This is a genomic window from Halomicrobium sp. HArcel3, from assembly GCF_058933135.1.
The window spans coordinates 46,132-60,066 of record NZ_JBZYDN010000005.1 but is presented as its reverse complement, the minus strand read 5'-3'; the positions used below and the strand labels follow the sequence as shown (position 1 = coordinate 60,066).

At 63.4% G+C, this 13,935-nt stretch carries 14 protein-coding genes and 1 pseudogene; 9 read left to right on the top strand and 6 right to left on the bottom strand.

Annotated features, from left to right (window positions below):
• The first annotated feature begins 1 nt into the window (after window position 1).
• The 4 genes from AC5FRV_RS13810 (at window position 2) to AC5FRV_RS13795 (ending at window position 3,125) form a co-directional block, all read left to right on the top strand.
• Window positions 2–391 (top strand): SHOCT domain-containing protein, encoded by a 390-nt coding sequence (locus AC5FRV_RS13810; protein WP_493561668.1) that lies wholly within the window; start codon window positions 2–4, stop codon window positions 389–391.
• Window positions 392–400: 9 nt separating this feature from the next.
• A complete protein-coding gene (locus AC5FRV_RS13805) occupies window positions 401–1,801 on the top strand; it encodes a permease (RefSeq protein ID WP_493561667.1) in 1,401 nt (466 codons plus the stop codon).
• A 3-nt stretch (window positions 1,802–1,804) separates the two neighbouring features.
• Window positions 1,805–2,452, top strand: coding sequence for a hypothetical protein (locus tag AC5FRV_RS13800; RefSeq protein WP_493561666.1), 648 nt, complete (start codon window positions 1,805–1,807; stop codon window positions 2,450–2,452).
• Window positions 2,453–2,570: 118 nt separating this feature from the next.
• Entirely contained in the window at window positions 2,571–3,125 is a 555-nt protein-coding gene (locus AC5FRV_RS13795) for a DoxX family protein (RefSeq protein ID WP_493561665.1), read from the top strand.
• Window positions 3,126–3,147: 22 nt separating this feature from the next.
• Here the strand turns inward: AC5FRV_RS13795 and AC5FRV_RS13790 are convergent, their stop codons facing one another.
• Window positions 3,148–3,732, bottom strand: coding sequence for a flavodoxin domain-containing protein (locus AC5FRV_RS13790; protein WP_493561664.1), 585 nt, complete (start codon window positions 3,730–3,732; stop codon window positions 3,148–3,150).
• Window positions 3,733–4,048: 316 nt separating this feature from the next.
• Here AC5FRV_RS13790 and AC5FRV_RS13785 point away from each other — a divergent pair, with 316 nt between their 5' ends.
• Both AC5FRV_RS13785 and AC5FRV_RS13780 read left to right on the top strand, forming a co-directional pair.
• Window positions 4,049–4,189, top strand: a complete 141-nt coding sequence (locus AC5FRV_RS13785) for a hypothetical protein (RefSeq protein ID WP_493561663.1) — start codon at window positions 4,049–4,051, stop codon at window positions 4,187–4,189.
• 479 nt (window positions 4,190–4,668) lie between these two features.
• Window positions 4,669–5,016, top strand: a complete 348-nt coding sequence (locus tag AC5FRV_RS13780) for a DUF7344 domain-containing protein (protein WP_493561662.1) — start codon at window positions 4,669–4,671, stop codon at window positions 5,014–5,016.
• Between the two features lie 180 nt (window positions 5,017–5,196).
• Here the strand turns inward: AC5FRV_RS13780 and AC5FRV_RS13775 are convergent, their stop codons facing one another.
• Together AC5FRV_RS13775 and AC5FRV_RS13770 are read right to left on the bottom strand one after the other, a co-directional pair.
• Window positions 5,197–5,988 carry a 2-oxo acid dehydrogenase subunit E2 gene (locus AC5FRV_RS13775; protein WP_493561661.1) on the bottom strand — a complete coding sequence of 264 codons (792 nt, stop codon included), beginning with the start codon at window positions 5,986–5,988 and terminating at the stop codon, window positions 5,197–5,199.
• Window positions 5,989–6,071: 83 nt separating this feature from the next.
• Window positions 6,072–6,986 (bottom strand): CPBP family intramembrane glutamic endopeptidase, encoded by a 915-nt coding sequence (locus tag AC5FRV_RS13770; RefSeq protein WP_493561660.1) that lies wholly within the window; start codon window positions 6,984–6,986, stop codon window positions 6,072–6,074.
• Between the two features lie 224 nt (window positions 6,987–7,210).
• Between AC5FRV_RS13770 and AC5FRV_RS13765 the strand changes: the two genes are divergently transcribed.
• Window positions 7,211–9,217, top strand: coding sequence for a serine hydrolase domain-containing protein (locus AC5FRV_RS13765; RefSeq protein WP_493561659.1), 2,007 nt, complete (start codon window positions 7,211–7,213; stop codon window positions 9,215–9,217).
• 39 nt (window positions 9,218–9,256) lie between these two features.
• Here AC5FRV_RS13765 and AC5FRV_RS13760 read toward each other — a convergent pair whose 3' ends face one another.
• The 3 genes and pseudogenes from AC5FRV_RS13760 to AC5FRV_RS13750 form a co-directional block, all read right to left on the bottom strand.
• Entirely contained in the window at window positions 9,257–9,853 is a 597-nt protein-coding gene (locus AC5FRV_RS13760; RefSeq protein ID WP_493561658.1) for a hypothetical protein, read from the bottom strand.
• A 37-nt stretch (window positions 9,854–9,890) separates the two neighbouring features.
• Window positions 9,891–10,205 carry a DUF8065 family protein gene (locus AC5FRV_RS13755; RefSeq protein WP_493561657.1) on the bottom strand — a complete coding sequence of 105 codons (315 nt, stop codon included), beginning with the start codon at window positions 10,203–10,205 and terminating at the stop codon, window positions 9,891–9,893.
• Between the two features lie 72 nt (window positions 10,206–10,277).
• A pseudogene (locus AC5FRV_RS13750) lies at window positions 10,278–10,472 on the bottom strand (HVO_A0114 family putative DNA-binding protein); the annotation flags it as partial.
• Between the two features lie 954 nt (window positions 10,473–11,426).
• Here AC5FRV_RS13750 and AC5FRV_RS13745 point away from each other — a divergent pair.
• Together AC5FRV_RS13745 and wecB are read left to right on the top strand one after the other, a co-directional pair.
• Entirely contained in the window at window positions 11,427–12,740 is a 1,314-nt protein-coding gene (locus AC5FRV_RS13745; protein WP_493561656.1) for a glycosyltransferase family 2 protein, read from the top strand.
• Complete coding sequence (gene wecB, locus AC5FRV_RS13740; RefSeq protein ID WP_493561655.1) at window positions 12,737–13,861, top strand: non-hydrolyzing UDP-N-acetylglucosamine 2-epimerase; 1,125 nt, start codon at window positions 12,737–12,739, stop codon at window positions 13,859–13,861. Before AC5FRV_RS13745 ends, wecB begins: the two co-directional genes overlap by 4 nt.
• The last annotated feature ends 74 nt before the right edge of the window (window positions 13,862–13,935 follow it).

Below are 13,935 nucleotides of genomic sequence, written 5' to 3'. Positions count from 1 at the left end.
CATGACAACGAAATCGATCGAACGGCAACTCGGCTGGGTCGTCCTGGCACTCGTCGGTGCCCTCGTCACCGTCCCCGTGTTGAGCATGGGGTCTGGAATGGCGGGCACGGGACCGATGGGCACCGGACCGATGATGGGCGGGGCGTGGGACCACGGAATGTGGGGCGCGAGTGGCGGGCCGTCGGGGTGGCTGCTCGTCGTCGGCGTGGGGATGCAACTCCTCTTCCTCGCCGTCCTCGTCGGCGTCGGCTACCTCGGCTACAGGGCGCTGACCGGCCGGGACGCGTCGACCGACCCCGCGCTCGACGAACTCCGGGCCGCCTACGCGCGCGGCGAACTGAGCGACGAGGAGTACGAACGGCGACGGGAACGCCTCGAAACCCGCCCGTGAGACCGACCGATGCAAGGGACACTCGTTCCGCAGGTGCTCGAGGCGCTTCGCATCGGCGTGGGATTCCTCTGGACGGCGGCGTGGGCGATCATCATGGGGCTGACCATCACCAGTCTCGTTCAGGTCTACGTCTCCAAGGAGCGAATGGCGGCGGTGCTCGGCGAGGGCGACGTCGAGGGACTCACGAAGGCGACGCTGTTCGGCGCGGCGAGTAGCGGCTGTAGCTTCGGCGCCGTGGCCATCGGCAAGGGCCTGTTCAAGAAGGGCGCCCACGCGGTGAACTTCTTCGCGTTCATGTTCGCGTCGACGAACCTCATCGTCGAACTCGGGCTGATGATCCTGCTACTGCTCGGCTGGGAGTTCCTCGTCGCCGAACTGCTGGGCGTCGTCGTCCTCATCGCGGTCATGGCGGTCATCGTCCACCTGACCCTTCCCGAGAATCTCTTCGACGAGGTTCGCGAGGAGTTGAACGAGCGCGACCACGAGCACGGTGTTACGGAGGACCCGACCTGCGGAATGGAGGGCAGTGACGAGTTCTCCATCGTCATGGACGGCGGCGAGACGCTGAAATTCTGCTCGGCGGGCTGCATGGAAACCTACCGGCAGGAAGCGGCGAGCACCGGCGGCTGGCGCGACGAACTCCTGTCGTGGGGCGGCTGGTACAGGGTCGGTAACCAGTACCGCAAGGAGTGGTCGATGCTCTGGAAGGACGTGATCGCAGGTTTCCTGATCTCCGGGTTCGTCATCGTCTTCGTCCCCCAGTGGGTGTGGAACGCCCTCTTTCTGCAGGGCGACGGCCTGCTGGTGAGCGCCGAGAACGCGGTCATGGGCGTCGCCATCGCCGTCGTCAGTTTCGTCGGCAGCATGGGCAACGTCCCCTTCGCCGTCGCGCTCTGGGGCGGCGGCGTCAGCTTCGCCGGCGTCATCGCGTTCGTCTACGCCGACCTCATCACCGTCCCGGTCCTCAACGTCTACCGGAAGTACTACGGCTGGAAGGTGATGGCGTACATCCTCGGCGTCTTCTTCGTGACGATGGCATTTACGGGCTTTCTCATGGAGCAACTGTTCGACCTGCTCGGCATCGTCCCGGACCTGGCCGGCGGCCAGACGGCGACCGAACAGACGTACTTCGAACTGAACTACACGTTCTACCTCAACCTGGTCGCGTTCGCCCTCTCCGGGTTCCTCCTCTTCGTCTACCGCCGCGGACTCGGCGCGCCCGGCCAGTACCGCGACCCGGTCTGCGGGATGCGGACCGGCGAGGACGGTCCCAGCGCGACCCACGACGGGGAGACGTACCACTTCTGCTCGCGGACCTGCAAACGAGCGTTCGAGGCGACGCCAGACGAGTTCGCCACGGTCGACCCGACGGCGTCGGGGGCGGCTTCGGGCGGGCACGACGACCACTGACCGATGGCTCGAAACACTACGCGACGGACGGCGACCGCTGGCGGCGAGCGACGGCTACCACGCTCGCTATCTACGTACACGAGGTACGCACTGTCCGGCCTCGTCGTCGGGACGGGTCTGTGTCTCCTCGCCCTGTTCACGAACCCCGTCCCGGACCCGTCGTTCCCGTGGTTCTCCCTGCCCGCCTCGTTCCGCCTGCCGGTCACGCAGCCCCGGATCGAGCACTGGCCCGTGACGTACTCGATCGGGATCTGGCTGTGGATACTCGGCTTTCCCGCCCTGTTTCTGGCGGGGTACGAACGCCTCGCCGACCGGTCGCGGTTCGGTGCCGAGACGTGGCTGGTCGGAGCACCGACGCTGGCGATGCTGGGCTGGACGACCTACTGTCGGGTGTTCTGGCCGAAACTCACGCCGCCGACGTGGAACGCGCCGTCGTACACGTTCGTCTGCTGGCTGTACTGCTCGACGTACGACCCGCTCTGGAGCGACTTCGCGTACGTCGTCGTGGCCATCGGCGCCATCGCGGCCGTTTCCGCTGTCGCGTTCCGCGATTCGGCCAGGGTCGTCGCGCTGGAGGTGACGTTCGGTGTGCTCGCACTCCCACTCGGACTCCCCGCGCTGTACGACGCCTACCGCCGAACGGGCGCGTGATCGAGACCGCCAGCGAGACGTCTCCGACACCGGGCCCACAGCGCCGTCTGAGCCGTTCATCGAGCCGGCCCTGGCGAACACACTTAAGACCCTCCATACTGTGGTATCTGCCCACACCATGTCTACTGAAGAAGTCCGCTTAGAGAGCACTGTGGCCGGGTTCACTGCGAGCGGCAGGTTACACACGCTGAGCGTCTGGTTCATCCTCGCGCTCAGGCTGATGATGGGAATCGCGTTCTTCCAGAGCGGGTTCAGCAAGGTCCTGTCCGGGGAGTTCAGCGCCGGCGGCTACCTCACCGGTGCCGTCCCGAACAGCGGCAGTCCGGCCGCCGACCTGTTCCTGGCGATGGGTCAGTCGGAGGTCTTCGTCTCGTTCGTGAACGTCGCCGTCCCGTGGGGTGAGGTCCTCATCGGCCTCGGCCTCGTCTTCGGTGCATTGACGCGCCTGGCGGCGTTCTGGGGCGCGTTCATGATGCTCATGTTCTACCTGGGTAACTGGGACATGGCCCACGGGTTCATCAACGGCGACTTCGCGTACATGCTCACGTTCCTCGCCGTCGCCGCCTTCGGCGCCGGCCGAATTCTGGGTCTCGACGCGTACATCGAGAACTACGACGTCGGCGGCGAGACGCTCGTCGAACGCTACCCCTGGATGCGGTACATCCTGGGCTAGGGAGTCACAGTCACTCGCTCGGTTACTCGCCCGCCTCACTGACTCCGGCGTCGGGGACCGTGTGACCGAGGCGACCCTCGACGAACGCGGCGACGTCGTTCGCGAAGTCGTCGACGGCCTGCCAGTCGGTGAACTCGACGTCCTCGCTGGTGTCGAGGTCGGGCATCTCCCGCTTCATCACCTGCCTGACCAGCAGGCGCTTGAGGAAGCCGAACTCCGAGAAGCGCAGGGCGCCGCCGAACTGCGCGATGCGGTCGGGGTGCCAGCCGGTGTCGCCGAGGAACGACTCGACGTAGCCGGCCGCCTGGGCCGCGCCCTCTTCGGTGGCCGACGACATCGACACCTGGAAGAAGGCAGTCGGCCGTTCGGCGAGGGCCTCGCGGTTCGCTTCGACGAACGCGACGACTTCGGACTGGTGTTTCCCGGCGTGGATGGACGACCCGACGAGGACCGCGTCGAAGTCCTCGACGTCGAGGTCGGCCGGTCGGTCGGCGGCGTCGACCGCCGTCGCGTCGTGACCGCGCTCGCCGAGTGCGTCGACGATGCGGTCGGCTATCCTGGCGGTCTGTCCTTCACCGGTGCCGTAGCAGACGAGAAAGGAACTCATGGTTCGAGATTGGGCTGCGGAGACGATAAAGCGTCGCCAGGACAGACGCGAGTGAACCGGTCCGCCACGAAGGCCGGGTCCTGCCCGGACGCTTCGTGCAGAACTCGCCGCCCCGGTGGTCTCACTACGCGCTCGCCGTATCGTTCGCCGGGCGATTCCGCCGCGGCGACCTGAGGGGGATCGTCTGTGGACTCGTTCGGACTACCGTCCTGATCGGTTGCTCTCAGGCCGGTTTCCGGATGGCGTCACACGTACGCCAATTAGTATATTATGCGACAGCTACACGTTTGTCACGTCCCTCTCTGTGGGTAGACTGATGGTACGCTATCCGCGGCCCGCACGGAGTTCGGCCCTGAAGTGCATCGCCTGTAACGCGCCCGTCGTGCGGACGGTCGACGACGAGTTCACCTGCGTCGAGTGCGGCGAGAGCCCAATCCGACGCCGCGTGTCCGGGTAGCGATTGTCGTATTCGGCTGGTTGTTCTGGTTAGTGAGGCCGTAAATCCTGTCGACCAGCGACAGACCCCCGTCATCACCGGGTTTCGTCGTCGCCGCCGTCGCGAGCGCCGAGGGCTCATTCTGTTAATCTATACACGTTAATCAGCGTACAACCATTATCCACGCGAGCCTCTGATTGAACGCCGGCGTTCCCACCCGGCACTACCCACCTTCCCACCCACCACTGACGCCCGCCGTGGAGGCCGCTTCTCTTCCCACGGCGCGTTTTCGCCCTCGCACGACGTCGTGCGGATCTGTTCTGTATCGTCGCCGGTGTCTTCTCGGTTGGTGTCACCGGCTATCGGTGACGGTCGGGACCGAGGTCGCTTCCCGTCTGGCCCTTCGCGTCGCTCCTGTTGGCCGTCGACACCCGATATCCAAAGGACCTAGGCGCGCTTCCTTTGATGCCTGGTGGCGTACGCCGTACCGAGGACGCCGTATGGAAGGCACGGAGGTGTTCCGAGCGCTGGGAAGCGCGGACCGCCAGATCCTCCTGTACGAACTGGTGACAACGGACGGGCCCGTGAGCGAAGCGGCCCTGGCTCGCACCGTGGCCGCCCGGCGCCACCAGATACCACGCGAAGCGGTGCGTGAGCCGACGGCCCATCGCGCTCGCATCCGACTGGTGCACATCCACCTCCCGATGCTGGTCGACATGGACGTCGTCACGCGGGGCGAGGACGAAGTCGCCCTCACCGGCGACGCGTGTCGAGAGCGGTTGATCGAGGCCGCGGACGTGATCGGCGCGTGGCCCCCGGACGACACGCTGGCGTTGCCGCCCGGCTGATGCCGGCCGTCGTCCCGGTGTGGCCCTCACGCTGGGGCAAGTGCAGTCCGGTCCGGTCGACTGGTGGCATCTCGGCCGCGTCACCGGAGTCCGTCCGTGCGCGAACACGCGGCCGTCGCGTTCGCAGTACCGATGGCAGCGCGACACGATCGAGCGCCGGTTCTCGGCGCCGTTCACGGCTCACGTCCCGGGTTCCGCCTCGATCCCGTGGGCCGCTTCGACGAGTTCCGTCAGCCGCTGGACGAACCGGGCTGCGGGCGCACCGTCGACGACGTCGTGGTCGACCGTCACCGTGAGGTCGAGGTACTCCCGGGGTTCGATCTCGTCGTCGACGACGCCCGGCTTCCGGTCGATCCCACCGACCGTCAACTGGAGGGTGTAGTTGGTCGGGCTGATCCCCCAGCCACCGCCGGTGCCGAACATGCCGATGGCGGTCACGGCGACGGTGCCCGCGGCGCGTTTCCAGTACCGGGGAAACAGCTGTGGCAGCCGCCAGAACTGCCGTCGAATCGGGCCGGGGAGCCGGAGGCCCAGCGAGGCGAGCCCGGTCTGGCGCCCCTCTCCCGGATCCGCCTGGGCCGCCCGGATATCGTCGTGGATCGACTGGAGCGACCGCCGGTTCGCCGCTCTGACGACGTGTGGGACGCCGACGCGCTCGCCGTCGATTTCCCGTTCGACGAGGACGTTCACGTCGACGTCGTCGAACCGAACGACGCGTCCCCGCCAGTCGCGGTAGACGTGCACCGCCGGATGGTCGTCGATGGCCCGGCCCAGACAGTACACGAGAAACCCGGTGAACGAGAGCCGTTCGCCCGTCTCCGCTTCCCGGTCGCGGATGCGTCGTCTCGCCTCGGTGACGTCGAGTTCGACGAGGCCGTGAACGACGCTGCGCCGGCCCGCGGCTCGCATGTAATCTATCGTTCCGCGCCGCTGGATCGAGAGTGGCTCCGCGCGGTCGCTGCCGTCGGTCATGGTGTGTCTATGTTGCCACGACGCATACCTCTTGATCCGTCCGCGGTTGCCGTTGCCCAACCGTGCGTACGCGCGTCACTTCGTCAGTCGCTGCTGGTCGACGGGCCGTCCGGCTCGAGACCGACGACTTCCACCCCCGGGGGTTCGCGACTGGACAGCCGCTGGGCGCCGTATGCGGCCACGATGCCGAGCGCGAGGACGACCATCGGGACGGCGCCGGTCACCTCGGCCAGCAGGTTCAACGCCGGGTCCGGGACGCCACCGGGCGCCAGCGCCGCCAGGTCCGCGGGATGGAAGATGCCCATCGCGTTGACGCCCGCGTGGAAGACGGCGACGGCGAGGACGCTGCCGCCCGTGCTATTGTACATCCAGGTCCAGAGGATCGACCCCGCGAGGATCGAGACGAGCCAGAGCAGTTGCTGGGAGAGCGGCCAGTTGCCGTGCGTCGTGGTCGCGTTGAGGAAGAGTGGCAGGTGCCAGCCCGCCCACGCGACGCCGACGACGACGCTCGCGGCCAGGGCGCTGTACTTCTCCTGGAGCATCGGGAGCATGAACCCGCGCCAGCCCAGGTCCTCCTGCCCGCCGCCCCAGACCGTCCCCCAGGCCAGCGCGAAGAGGTAGATGCCCGGGAACGGGAACGCACTCAGGTCGACCGGCCCGCCGAGCGCGACGAACAGCAGGCTCCCCGCGGTCAGGATGACGAGCGGGAGGCCCAGCGCGAGCGCCCACCACTTCGCGCCGATGCGCCATTTGAAGAACTGGCCGACCCACTTGCGGAGGTCGCCGCCACTGGCCCAGATGACCACCGCAGCGCCGACCGGTGGGCCGAACCCGCCGAAACCGATGAGGATCGACTGGGTCCACGACGCCTCCATGCCGCTGACCAGCAGCGCGCCCTGGATTACCCACGTGAACGCGTAGGCGATGCCGACGAACGAGGCGAGCCGGTGGCGATCGATCCACGCCCGGACACCGTCGTCCTGTGAGGCGTCGGTCATCGGTCGTCGGTCGATGACTGGTGTTTCGATGCTTGGGTTTCGGCGTCTGGAGTTTGCATGCTCGGAATATGGCCAGGACAGGGAAATAGGTCCGTCCCCGTTCTCGTTCCTCATCCGCTCTGCTGGCGAGTGGATTCGACGATAGTCGGTCCCGCGCCGAATCTGCCTGCCCCTACCTCTCCGTCACCCATACTACTATATGTAGATTGGTGTGAAAGAATGGTGTGACACCACCCCTCACCGCTGCCGACGACGACCCTCCCGAGCTGTCGTCGCAGACCTGCACCCGTCGGTCGATGCTCGGCGGGCTCGCGGCGACGGGCCTCGCCACGGCCGCCCCTGCCAGTGGTGCCCTCGCCGGGCAGTCCCAGCAGCAGGGGGGATCCGGCCAGCAGGGCCAGGCCGCCGACGGGCCGCTCGCCGACCCCGACGCCTTCGAGGCGTTCCTCGACGGCGTGATGGGTGCGCACCTGGACGCTCACGACATCGCGGGGGCGACCGTTTCCGTCGTGGACGGATCGGAGACGTTCGCGAAGGGGTACGGCTACGCCGACGTCGAGGCCCGGGAGTCCGTGGACGCCGACGAGACGATGTTCCGGATCGGCTCCGTCTCCAAGCTGTTCGCCTGGACGGCCGTCATGCAGGGGGTCGAGCGGGGCGACCTCGCCCTCGACGTCGACGTGAACGAGTACCTGGACGACGTCGAGGTTCCCGACGCGTACGACGACCCGATCACGCTCGACAACCTGGCGACGCACACGGCCGGCTTCGAGGAGCGCGCCCGCGGGACGTTCGCCCCCGACGCCGACTCGCTGGAACCGCTGGCGACCGTCCTGCGCGAGGAGCAACCGGCCAGGGTGCGCCCACCGGGCGAACTCGCCGCGTACTCGAACTACGGCGCGGCGCTCGCGGGACACATCGCCGCTCGGGCTGGCGGGCAGTCGTTCGACGAGTACGTCGACGCGGAAATCTTCGAACCACTCGGGATGGGCCGGAGCACGTTCGCTCAGCCGGTTCCCGACGACCACCCGGGCACGCTCTCGAAGGGGTACACGCCCGCTGGCGACACGTTCGAAGCGGGCGAGTTCGAGTACGTCGGCGTTCCCCCGGCCGGGTCGATGAGCGCGACGGCGACGGACATGGTGTCGTTCATGCGTGCGCACCTCGGGGATGGGTCGACGGATGCAGGACGGGTCCTCTCGCAGGAGTCCACCGAGACGATGCACGAGCGTCGGTTTACCCACCACGACCAGTTGAACGGGATGTGTTTCGGGTTCTACGAGCAGTCTCGTAATGGAGTCAGGGTCATCGCTCACGGCGGCGACACAGATCTGTTCCACAGCATCCTCTTTCTGATCCCCGAGGAGGACGTGGGACTGTTCGTCTCGTACAACAGCCCCGGGGGCGTCCCGGCTCGTGAGGAACTCGTCGACGCGTTCTTCGAGCAGTACTACCCGACCGACGAAGAGACGCCGCAGACTCCGGAGGAAGCGCCGACTCGTGCGTCGGAGCTTACCGGGACCTACCGTGCGATCCGGATGCCGTATACGACGTCGGAGAAGTACGTCGGCGCGACCGGGACGACGTCCGTCTCCGTCGACGACCAGGGCCGACTCGTCACCTCGCTCCTGGGCGGCGAAACCCAGCGCTGGGCGCAAGTCGAGCCGCTGTACTTCGAGGAGGTCGGCGGCGAGGACGCGCTCGCTTTTCTGGAGGACGACGGGGAGATAACGCACCTGGCCTTCGGCAACCTGCCGCCCCTGGCCTTCGAACGCATCGGCGTCTACGAGCAGACGATGGTCCATCTGGCCGTGCTGGGGGTGTCTCTGTTGGTGTTCTTGTCTGCGTTATTTGGGTGGCCTGTTTCGGCGGGGTGGCGACGGTATCGTGGTGTGCGTCGGTCTGGGGCTAGGTCGATGGCTCGCTACGGGCGCTGGGTCGGTGGCGTCGCTGCCGCGGCGTTCGTGGCGTTCTGGGTGGTTTTCGGCGGGTTCGTTCTGACGGACCCGACGGGGTTGCTCTTCGGCGATCCATTGGCGTTCCAGCTGTTGCTGTTGTTGCCACTCGTGGGGGGGATAGCGACAGTTGGGGCTGTCGGGCTTGCGGTGGTCGCCTGGCGCGACGGGTACTGGGGCCGCTGGAGTCGCCTCCACTACTCGCTGGTGGCGCTTGCCGCTGTTGGGATGGTGCTTGTGCTGGGGTACTGGAACCTGCTCTGGTACCAGATGTGAATGGGTACCAGTGGGTCTTCCCCAGAGCGAGTTGCGAATTCAGGGAAGGAATCTATCGTCGACGTACCCCGAACAATCGAGCGGTATCGTTCGCCACATCTCGTGGATAGCCCCCGCGCTGTCCCATCCTTCGCCTTTCATCATCTCTTCACAGGCGTGACAGAGATCCGGTTTCTCGATCAGGTCGTTGTCGTAGAGTACGTAGAAGAGATGTGTCGGCGGGACGACGGCGTAAGAATGGCCCTGCTTTTCGGCGACCTCGCGTACGGTATCTCGGGCAGCAGCGTCGTTCAGGACTACGTATCGGTACGCCGTCGCGTTCGATTCGAGTTCCTGCGCAATAGACTTCTCGCCGGCATCCTCACCGTGCGGTGCAGGGACGACTGTAACGCTCGATAGCGCTGGTCCGTCCGCATCGACGGCCTCGAGGATCCGATCGCTTCCGTGATGGAGCCGATATTCTCGCGTCCCCTCGAGGGCGTACTCGTGATTGTTCTGTCGGTGTCGACGGAGTTCGTTGAGACAGATGTTCGTCGTCGTGACCTTCAGCTGCTCACGTGCCGTCGGCCAGACCGACGACATCGCCAACGCGATGAGTGCACTCGAATCAGCGAGTACAGGATACCGGGTAGTCATTTCCAGCGGGAATTTTGAACGTCGTGCGGGCTCGTCGCTACTGAACTAGATCGCTGGTGTCGCCGTCTTCGATCGCTTCCCGCGTCGCCTCGGCGTCGGCGAGCATCGTATCGAGTCGATCCCCGAGGAACACGCGAGCGACGTCCTCGTCGATTTCGGACCGCTGGTACTGTGCGAACACCGCTGCCTTCTCTTCGCCAGTCGTCACCTCGCGGAGGACCTTTTTGACACCCTGCCGCCCGATCTCACTCTTGTTGACTCCTTCCAGTCGAAATTCGTCGAGCAGGTCGACGGCCTCGCTCACTTCCTGTCCCCGGAATCGAAACTGGTCGGACCCGGAACTCGTTCCCATGGGTATCGATCAGCACCGCGACCGCAAAAATGTTGCGACGTGTATCACATGTTCCACCTGTAGCACGTAAATTCACGGCGGGGCAGTAGCCGTATCGCCAGCCTCTGGATCGAACGGGAGGTTGATGACGAACTCATCGAACCAGACGACCGGTCGCTTCCGTTGGCCATCTTCTTCGAAGAAGACGATGCCCAGCTGGGCGAGGCGACTGAGTTCTTCGTGGACGTTCTTCACGTCCCGATCGACGACCCGTGCAGTTTCGTTGATTTACGAGGACGTGGTGGGGCCCGCGCGAGCGACACAGTCGAAAATGAGGCCGATGCGAATGGGTGTATCGAGCAAGTGCCGACGTATGGCGTCCGTGACAGTACCGGCGAGGACACGGACGACTCGGTGACGCTGAACTGAATACTTCTACACAGGGAGCTGACTGGCAAAATACGCCCTTTCGAGATCACTTTCTCCAATCTCCAACACAGGAAAATTCCTGGCAATCCAATAACTATTTGAGGTTACCAGTCGTTGGAATGACTCAGCAATGGGAAGGTATCCGCGGGTGGTAAGGGGATCTGCCCTGAAGTGCATTTCGTGCAATGCGCCCGTCGTTGAAACAGTAGACGACGAGTTTGCGTGCGTGGAATGTGGGAAGAGTCCGATACAGCACCGAACTAACGAGTAGAAGACGGACGCAGGGCTACTAGCACGGTCTGTTCGCTGCTGAGCGCCTTTTGTGCCCTTGCTCATTACAGGCCCAAGATTCTCCCACGTCCGGGCCAACTGTAAACGGTCGTGCTTCATCCGAGAGTGATTCACTTCAATCCCGCCTCTACAATTTCCCTATTAGGTCACTTACACGGTTGTTAAATTTGAGGGCGTATAATATTCGACATGTTAATCAGATGGTCCCATTCTTAACTTAATCACTCGTTAAATTCCCACCGCCCTCTTGCCATTAGGTTTGTTTAATTCCAACCCGAACAATAATATCCACTAACTATATACCGGTGGCATCTGTCACTGTCACTGAAGGAATGGCAAGGTACCCAAGGGTTGCATTCAGTACGCCTATAAAGTGCACCGGAACGGTGCATCGGTAACCTGATCGCTGGCAACGCGTCCAATCATCTGGAGTGTGGTGGCTCCACGTCTGGACGGTATTGTTGCCTCAGCAGCGGTCTAGGCCGTAGCGAGGACGCAACTCTGGGTGGTGCCAGGTGGACTATGTCCGAAGGAATTCACGAGCACGGTCGTCAGACAGATGTCGCGACGCCGGAATCGACGTACGCCGTCGGTTTCGTCGCGTCCGAAGGGAATAGCGAGCCACTCGCACGGGCAATTCTGCGTGCGAAAGATCAGGGCTACGAGATATTCGTTACGAACGACGGGGAGTGTCACGGCGAGGCTCTTCATTTCGCCGAGTCGCTGGGTGCGACAGTCGTCGAACTGCGGGCAGACGAGCCCGATAATAACGCGCTTCGCCAGAGACTCGCGATAGCTGCGGAGAAGCGGGGATGCTCGAATATACTCGTTAATCTGGACGTCACTGACCGCGTAGACTATGGTCGCAGTGAGCGACTGCTTGAAGAAGATGAGTTCTGCGTCGACGCAGCAACCTATGAATCTGCTTTGCCGGGACATGACACCGACAATATTCTCGTCGCCATCCCGGCTTACAATGAAGAACTCGCGATAGGAAGTACAATACACAAAGCCCAACAGTATGCTCCTGAAGTAGTCGTCGTTGACGACGGCAGCAGTGATTCGACTGCAGAAGTAGCTCGACGTGCGGGCGCGACAGTAATCAAGCACGAGGAGAACAAGGGGAAGGGCGCTGCCATACAGACGATACTCGACTTCGCCACTCGAGACGAGTGGGAAGCCACTGTGTTACTCGACGGCGATGGTCAGCATCTTCCCGAGGACATCCCTGCCGTTGTCGATCCCGTGCTCGAAGAAGATGCGGACATGGTCATTGGTAGTCGATATCTCGAAACCGATGGAGATGATGAAACGCCGCTCTACCGTCGATTTGGGCAGCAAGTCCTCGACGTACTCACGACGGGCTCCAGTGGTGCTGAGGTCACGGACTCCCAGAGTGGATTTCGAGCACTCTCCTCGTCTGCAGTTGAGGAGATGCACGTCTCGACGAACGGTATCGGTGTCGAGAGCGAGATGATCAACGACGCCGCTGAGAAAAACATCGAAATGACGGAGGTCCCCATCGACGTTCGTTACGATGGGATCGATGGCCAGACTTACAATCCACTCCACCATGGGCTCTCGGTCGTCGTCTTCCTCGTCCAGCTGGTGAGAGATCGACATCCGTTGGTCTTCTTCGGCATTCCCGGGGCTGCATTGCTCCTCTTCGGAGTGATGTACGGACTGGACGGGATCCTCATCTACCAGAATTCGGGCGTGTTCTATCCGGCGAAGGTCCTCGTCGCTGGGTTCGCATCGATACTGGGCACACTTGGCGTGTTCGCTGGCTTGGTTCTGAATCAAACTGCGAACATGCTAGCGGAGGTCAGCCAATGACGGTTGACCGAGTGGCGATTGCACTAGGTACACGTCCGGAAATCATCAAGATGGCACCGGTAATTCGAGAGTGCAAACGGCGTGGGCTCAACTGCGACCTCATCCATACCGGCCAGCACTACTCGGACAGTCTGGACCAGGTGTTCTTCGACCAGCTTGAACTTCCCGAGCCGGATTACCATCTCGGCGTTGGATCGGACAGTCACGGCCAGCAGACCGCTGCTATGATTGCTGGTATCGAAAAGATCCTCCTCGAAACAGAGCCCGATGCACTCCTCGTGCAAGGTGACACGAATTCCGTCCTCGCGGGAGCGATTGCAGCCAGCAAACTCGACGTCGAACTAGGGCACGTTGAGGCGGGCCTCCGGAGCTTCGACAGCGAAATGCCTGAAGAGACGAACCGGATACTTACCGACCACGCCGCTGACTACCTTTTCGCACCTACTGCCGAATCGAAAGAGTATCTGCTCGACGAGGGTATCGACAGTGACCAGATACACGTCGTTGGGAACACCGTCGTAGATGCAGTCCATCAGAACCGATCGCTGGCAGCGGAGAAGAGCGACGTCTTGAGCGCTCTCGACTTGACTGCCGGACAGTACGTCCTCTTGACGGCCCATCGGGTTGAGAACGTGGACTCGCCAGAACGATTCGGGAATCTCCTCTGCGGCGTGCGGAATACCGCACGACTCCTGGATGCCGAAGTCATCTATCCAATCCATCCGAGAGCCGAAAACAAGCTGGAGGAGTTCGACGTCACAGTCCCCGACTCGGTCCGGCTCGTCGAACCACAGGACTACTTGGACTTCCTCAAGCTGCAGGATAACGCAGAGCTTATCCTCACCGACTCTGGCGGCGTTCAGGAAGAAGCCTGCGTCCTCCAGGTACCCTGTGTGACGCTGCGGGACAACACCGAACGGCCGGAAACTATTGAGGTTGGAGCTAACATGCTCGTTGGGACGGATCCGGAATCCATTTCCGACGGAGCGATAACGATGAAAACCAGATCCGGGGCATGGAGCAATCCGTTTGGCGATGGGGATTCTGCAGAACAAATCTTTGACATACTCTATGGGGCCCCTCAGACCGGGTTACTGGGAACAGCCAAGGGGGACAGTTAGTTTTCCGTCCGACTGGAGGGAAACGAGGAATGTCTCAAGGTTTTAATTATGCGACTGGCTGTTGGATCGGCCCT

Bases quoted from the DNA above. Each gene is read 5' to 3' on its own strand.
- AC5FRV_RS13755 (WP_493561657.1), bottom strand. From the start codon at position 10,205: ATGGGAACGAGTTCCGGGTCCGACCAGTTTCGATTCCGGGGACAGGAA.
- AC5FRV_RS13790 (WP_493561664.1), bottom strand. From the start codon at position 3,732: ATGAGTTCCTTTCTCGTCTGCTACGGCACCGGTGAAGGACAGACCGCC.
- AC5FRV_RS13810 (WP_493561668.1), top strand. From the start codon at position 2: ATGACAACGAAATCGATCGAACGGCAACTCGGCTGGGTCGTCCTGGCA.
- AC5FRV_RS13785 (WP_493561663.1), top strand. From the start codon at position 4,049: ATGGTACGCTATCCGCGGCCCGCACGGAGTTCGGCCCTGAAGTGCATC.
- AC5FRV_RS13775 (WP_493561661.1), bottom strand. From the start codon at position 5,988: ATGACCGACGGCAGCGACCGCGCGGAGCCACTCTCGATCCAGCGGCGC.
- AC5FRV_RS13760 (WP_493561658.1), bottom strand. From the start codon at position 9,853: ATGACTACCCGGTATCCTGTACTCGCTGATTCGAGTGCACTCATCGCG.
- wecB (WP_493561655.1), top strand. From the start codon at position 12,737: ATGACGGTTGACCGAGTGGCGATTGCACTAGGTACACGTCCGGAAATC.
- AC5FRV_RS13780 (WP_493561662.1), top strand. From the start codon at position 4,669: ATGGAAGGCACGGAGGTGTTCCGAGCGCTGGGAAGCGCGGACCGCCAG.
- AC5FRV_RS13805 (WP_493561667.1), top strand. From the start codon at position 401: ATGCAAGGGACACTCGTTCCGCAGGTGCTCGAGGCGCTTCGCATCGGC.
- AC5FRV_RS13800 (WP_493561666.1), top strand. From the start codon at position 1,805: ATGGCTCGAAACACTACGCGACGGACGGCGACCGCTGGCGGCGAGCGA.
- AC5FRV_RS13795 (WP_493561665.1), top strand. From the start codon at position 2,571: ATGTCTACTGAAGAAGTCCGCTTAGAGAGCACTGTGGCCGGGTTCACT.
- AC5FRV_RS13745 (WP_493561656.1), top strand. From the start codon at position 11,427: ATGTCCGAAGGAATTCACGAGCACGGTCGTCAGACAGATGTCGCGACG.
- AC5FRV_RS13770 (WP_493561660.1), bottom strand. From the start codon at position 6,986: ATGACCGACGCCTCACAGGACGACGGTGTCCGGGCGTGGATCGATCGC.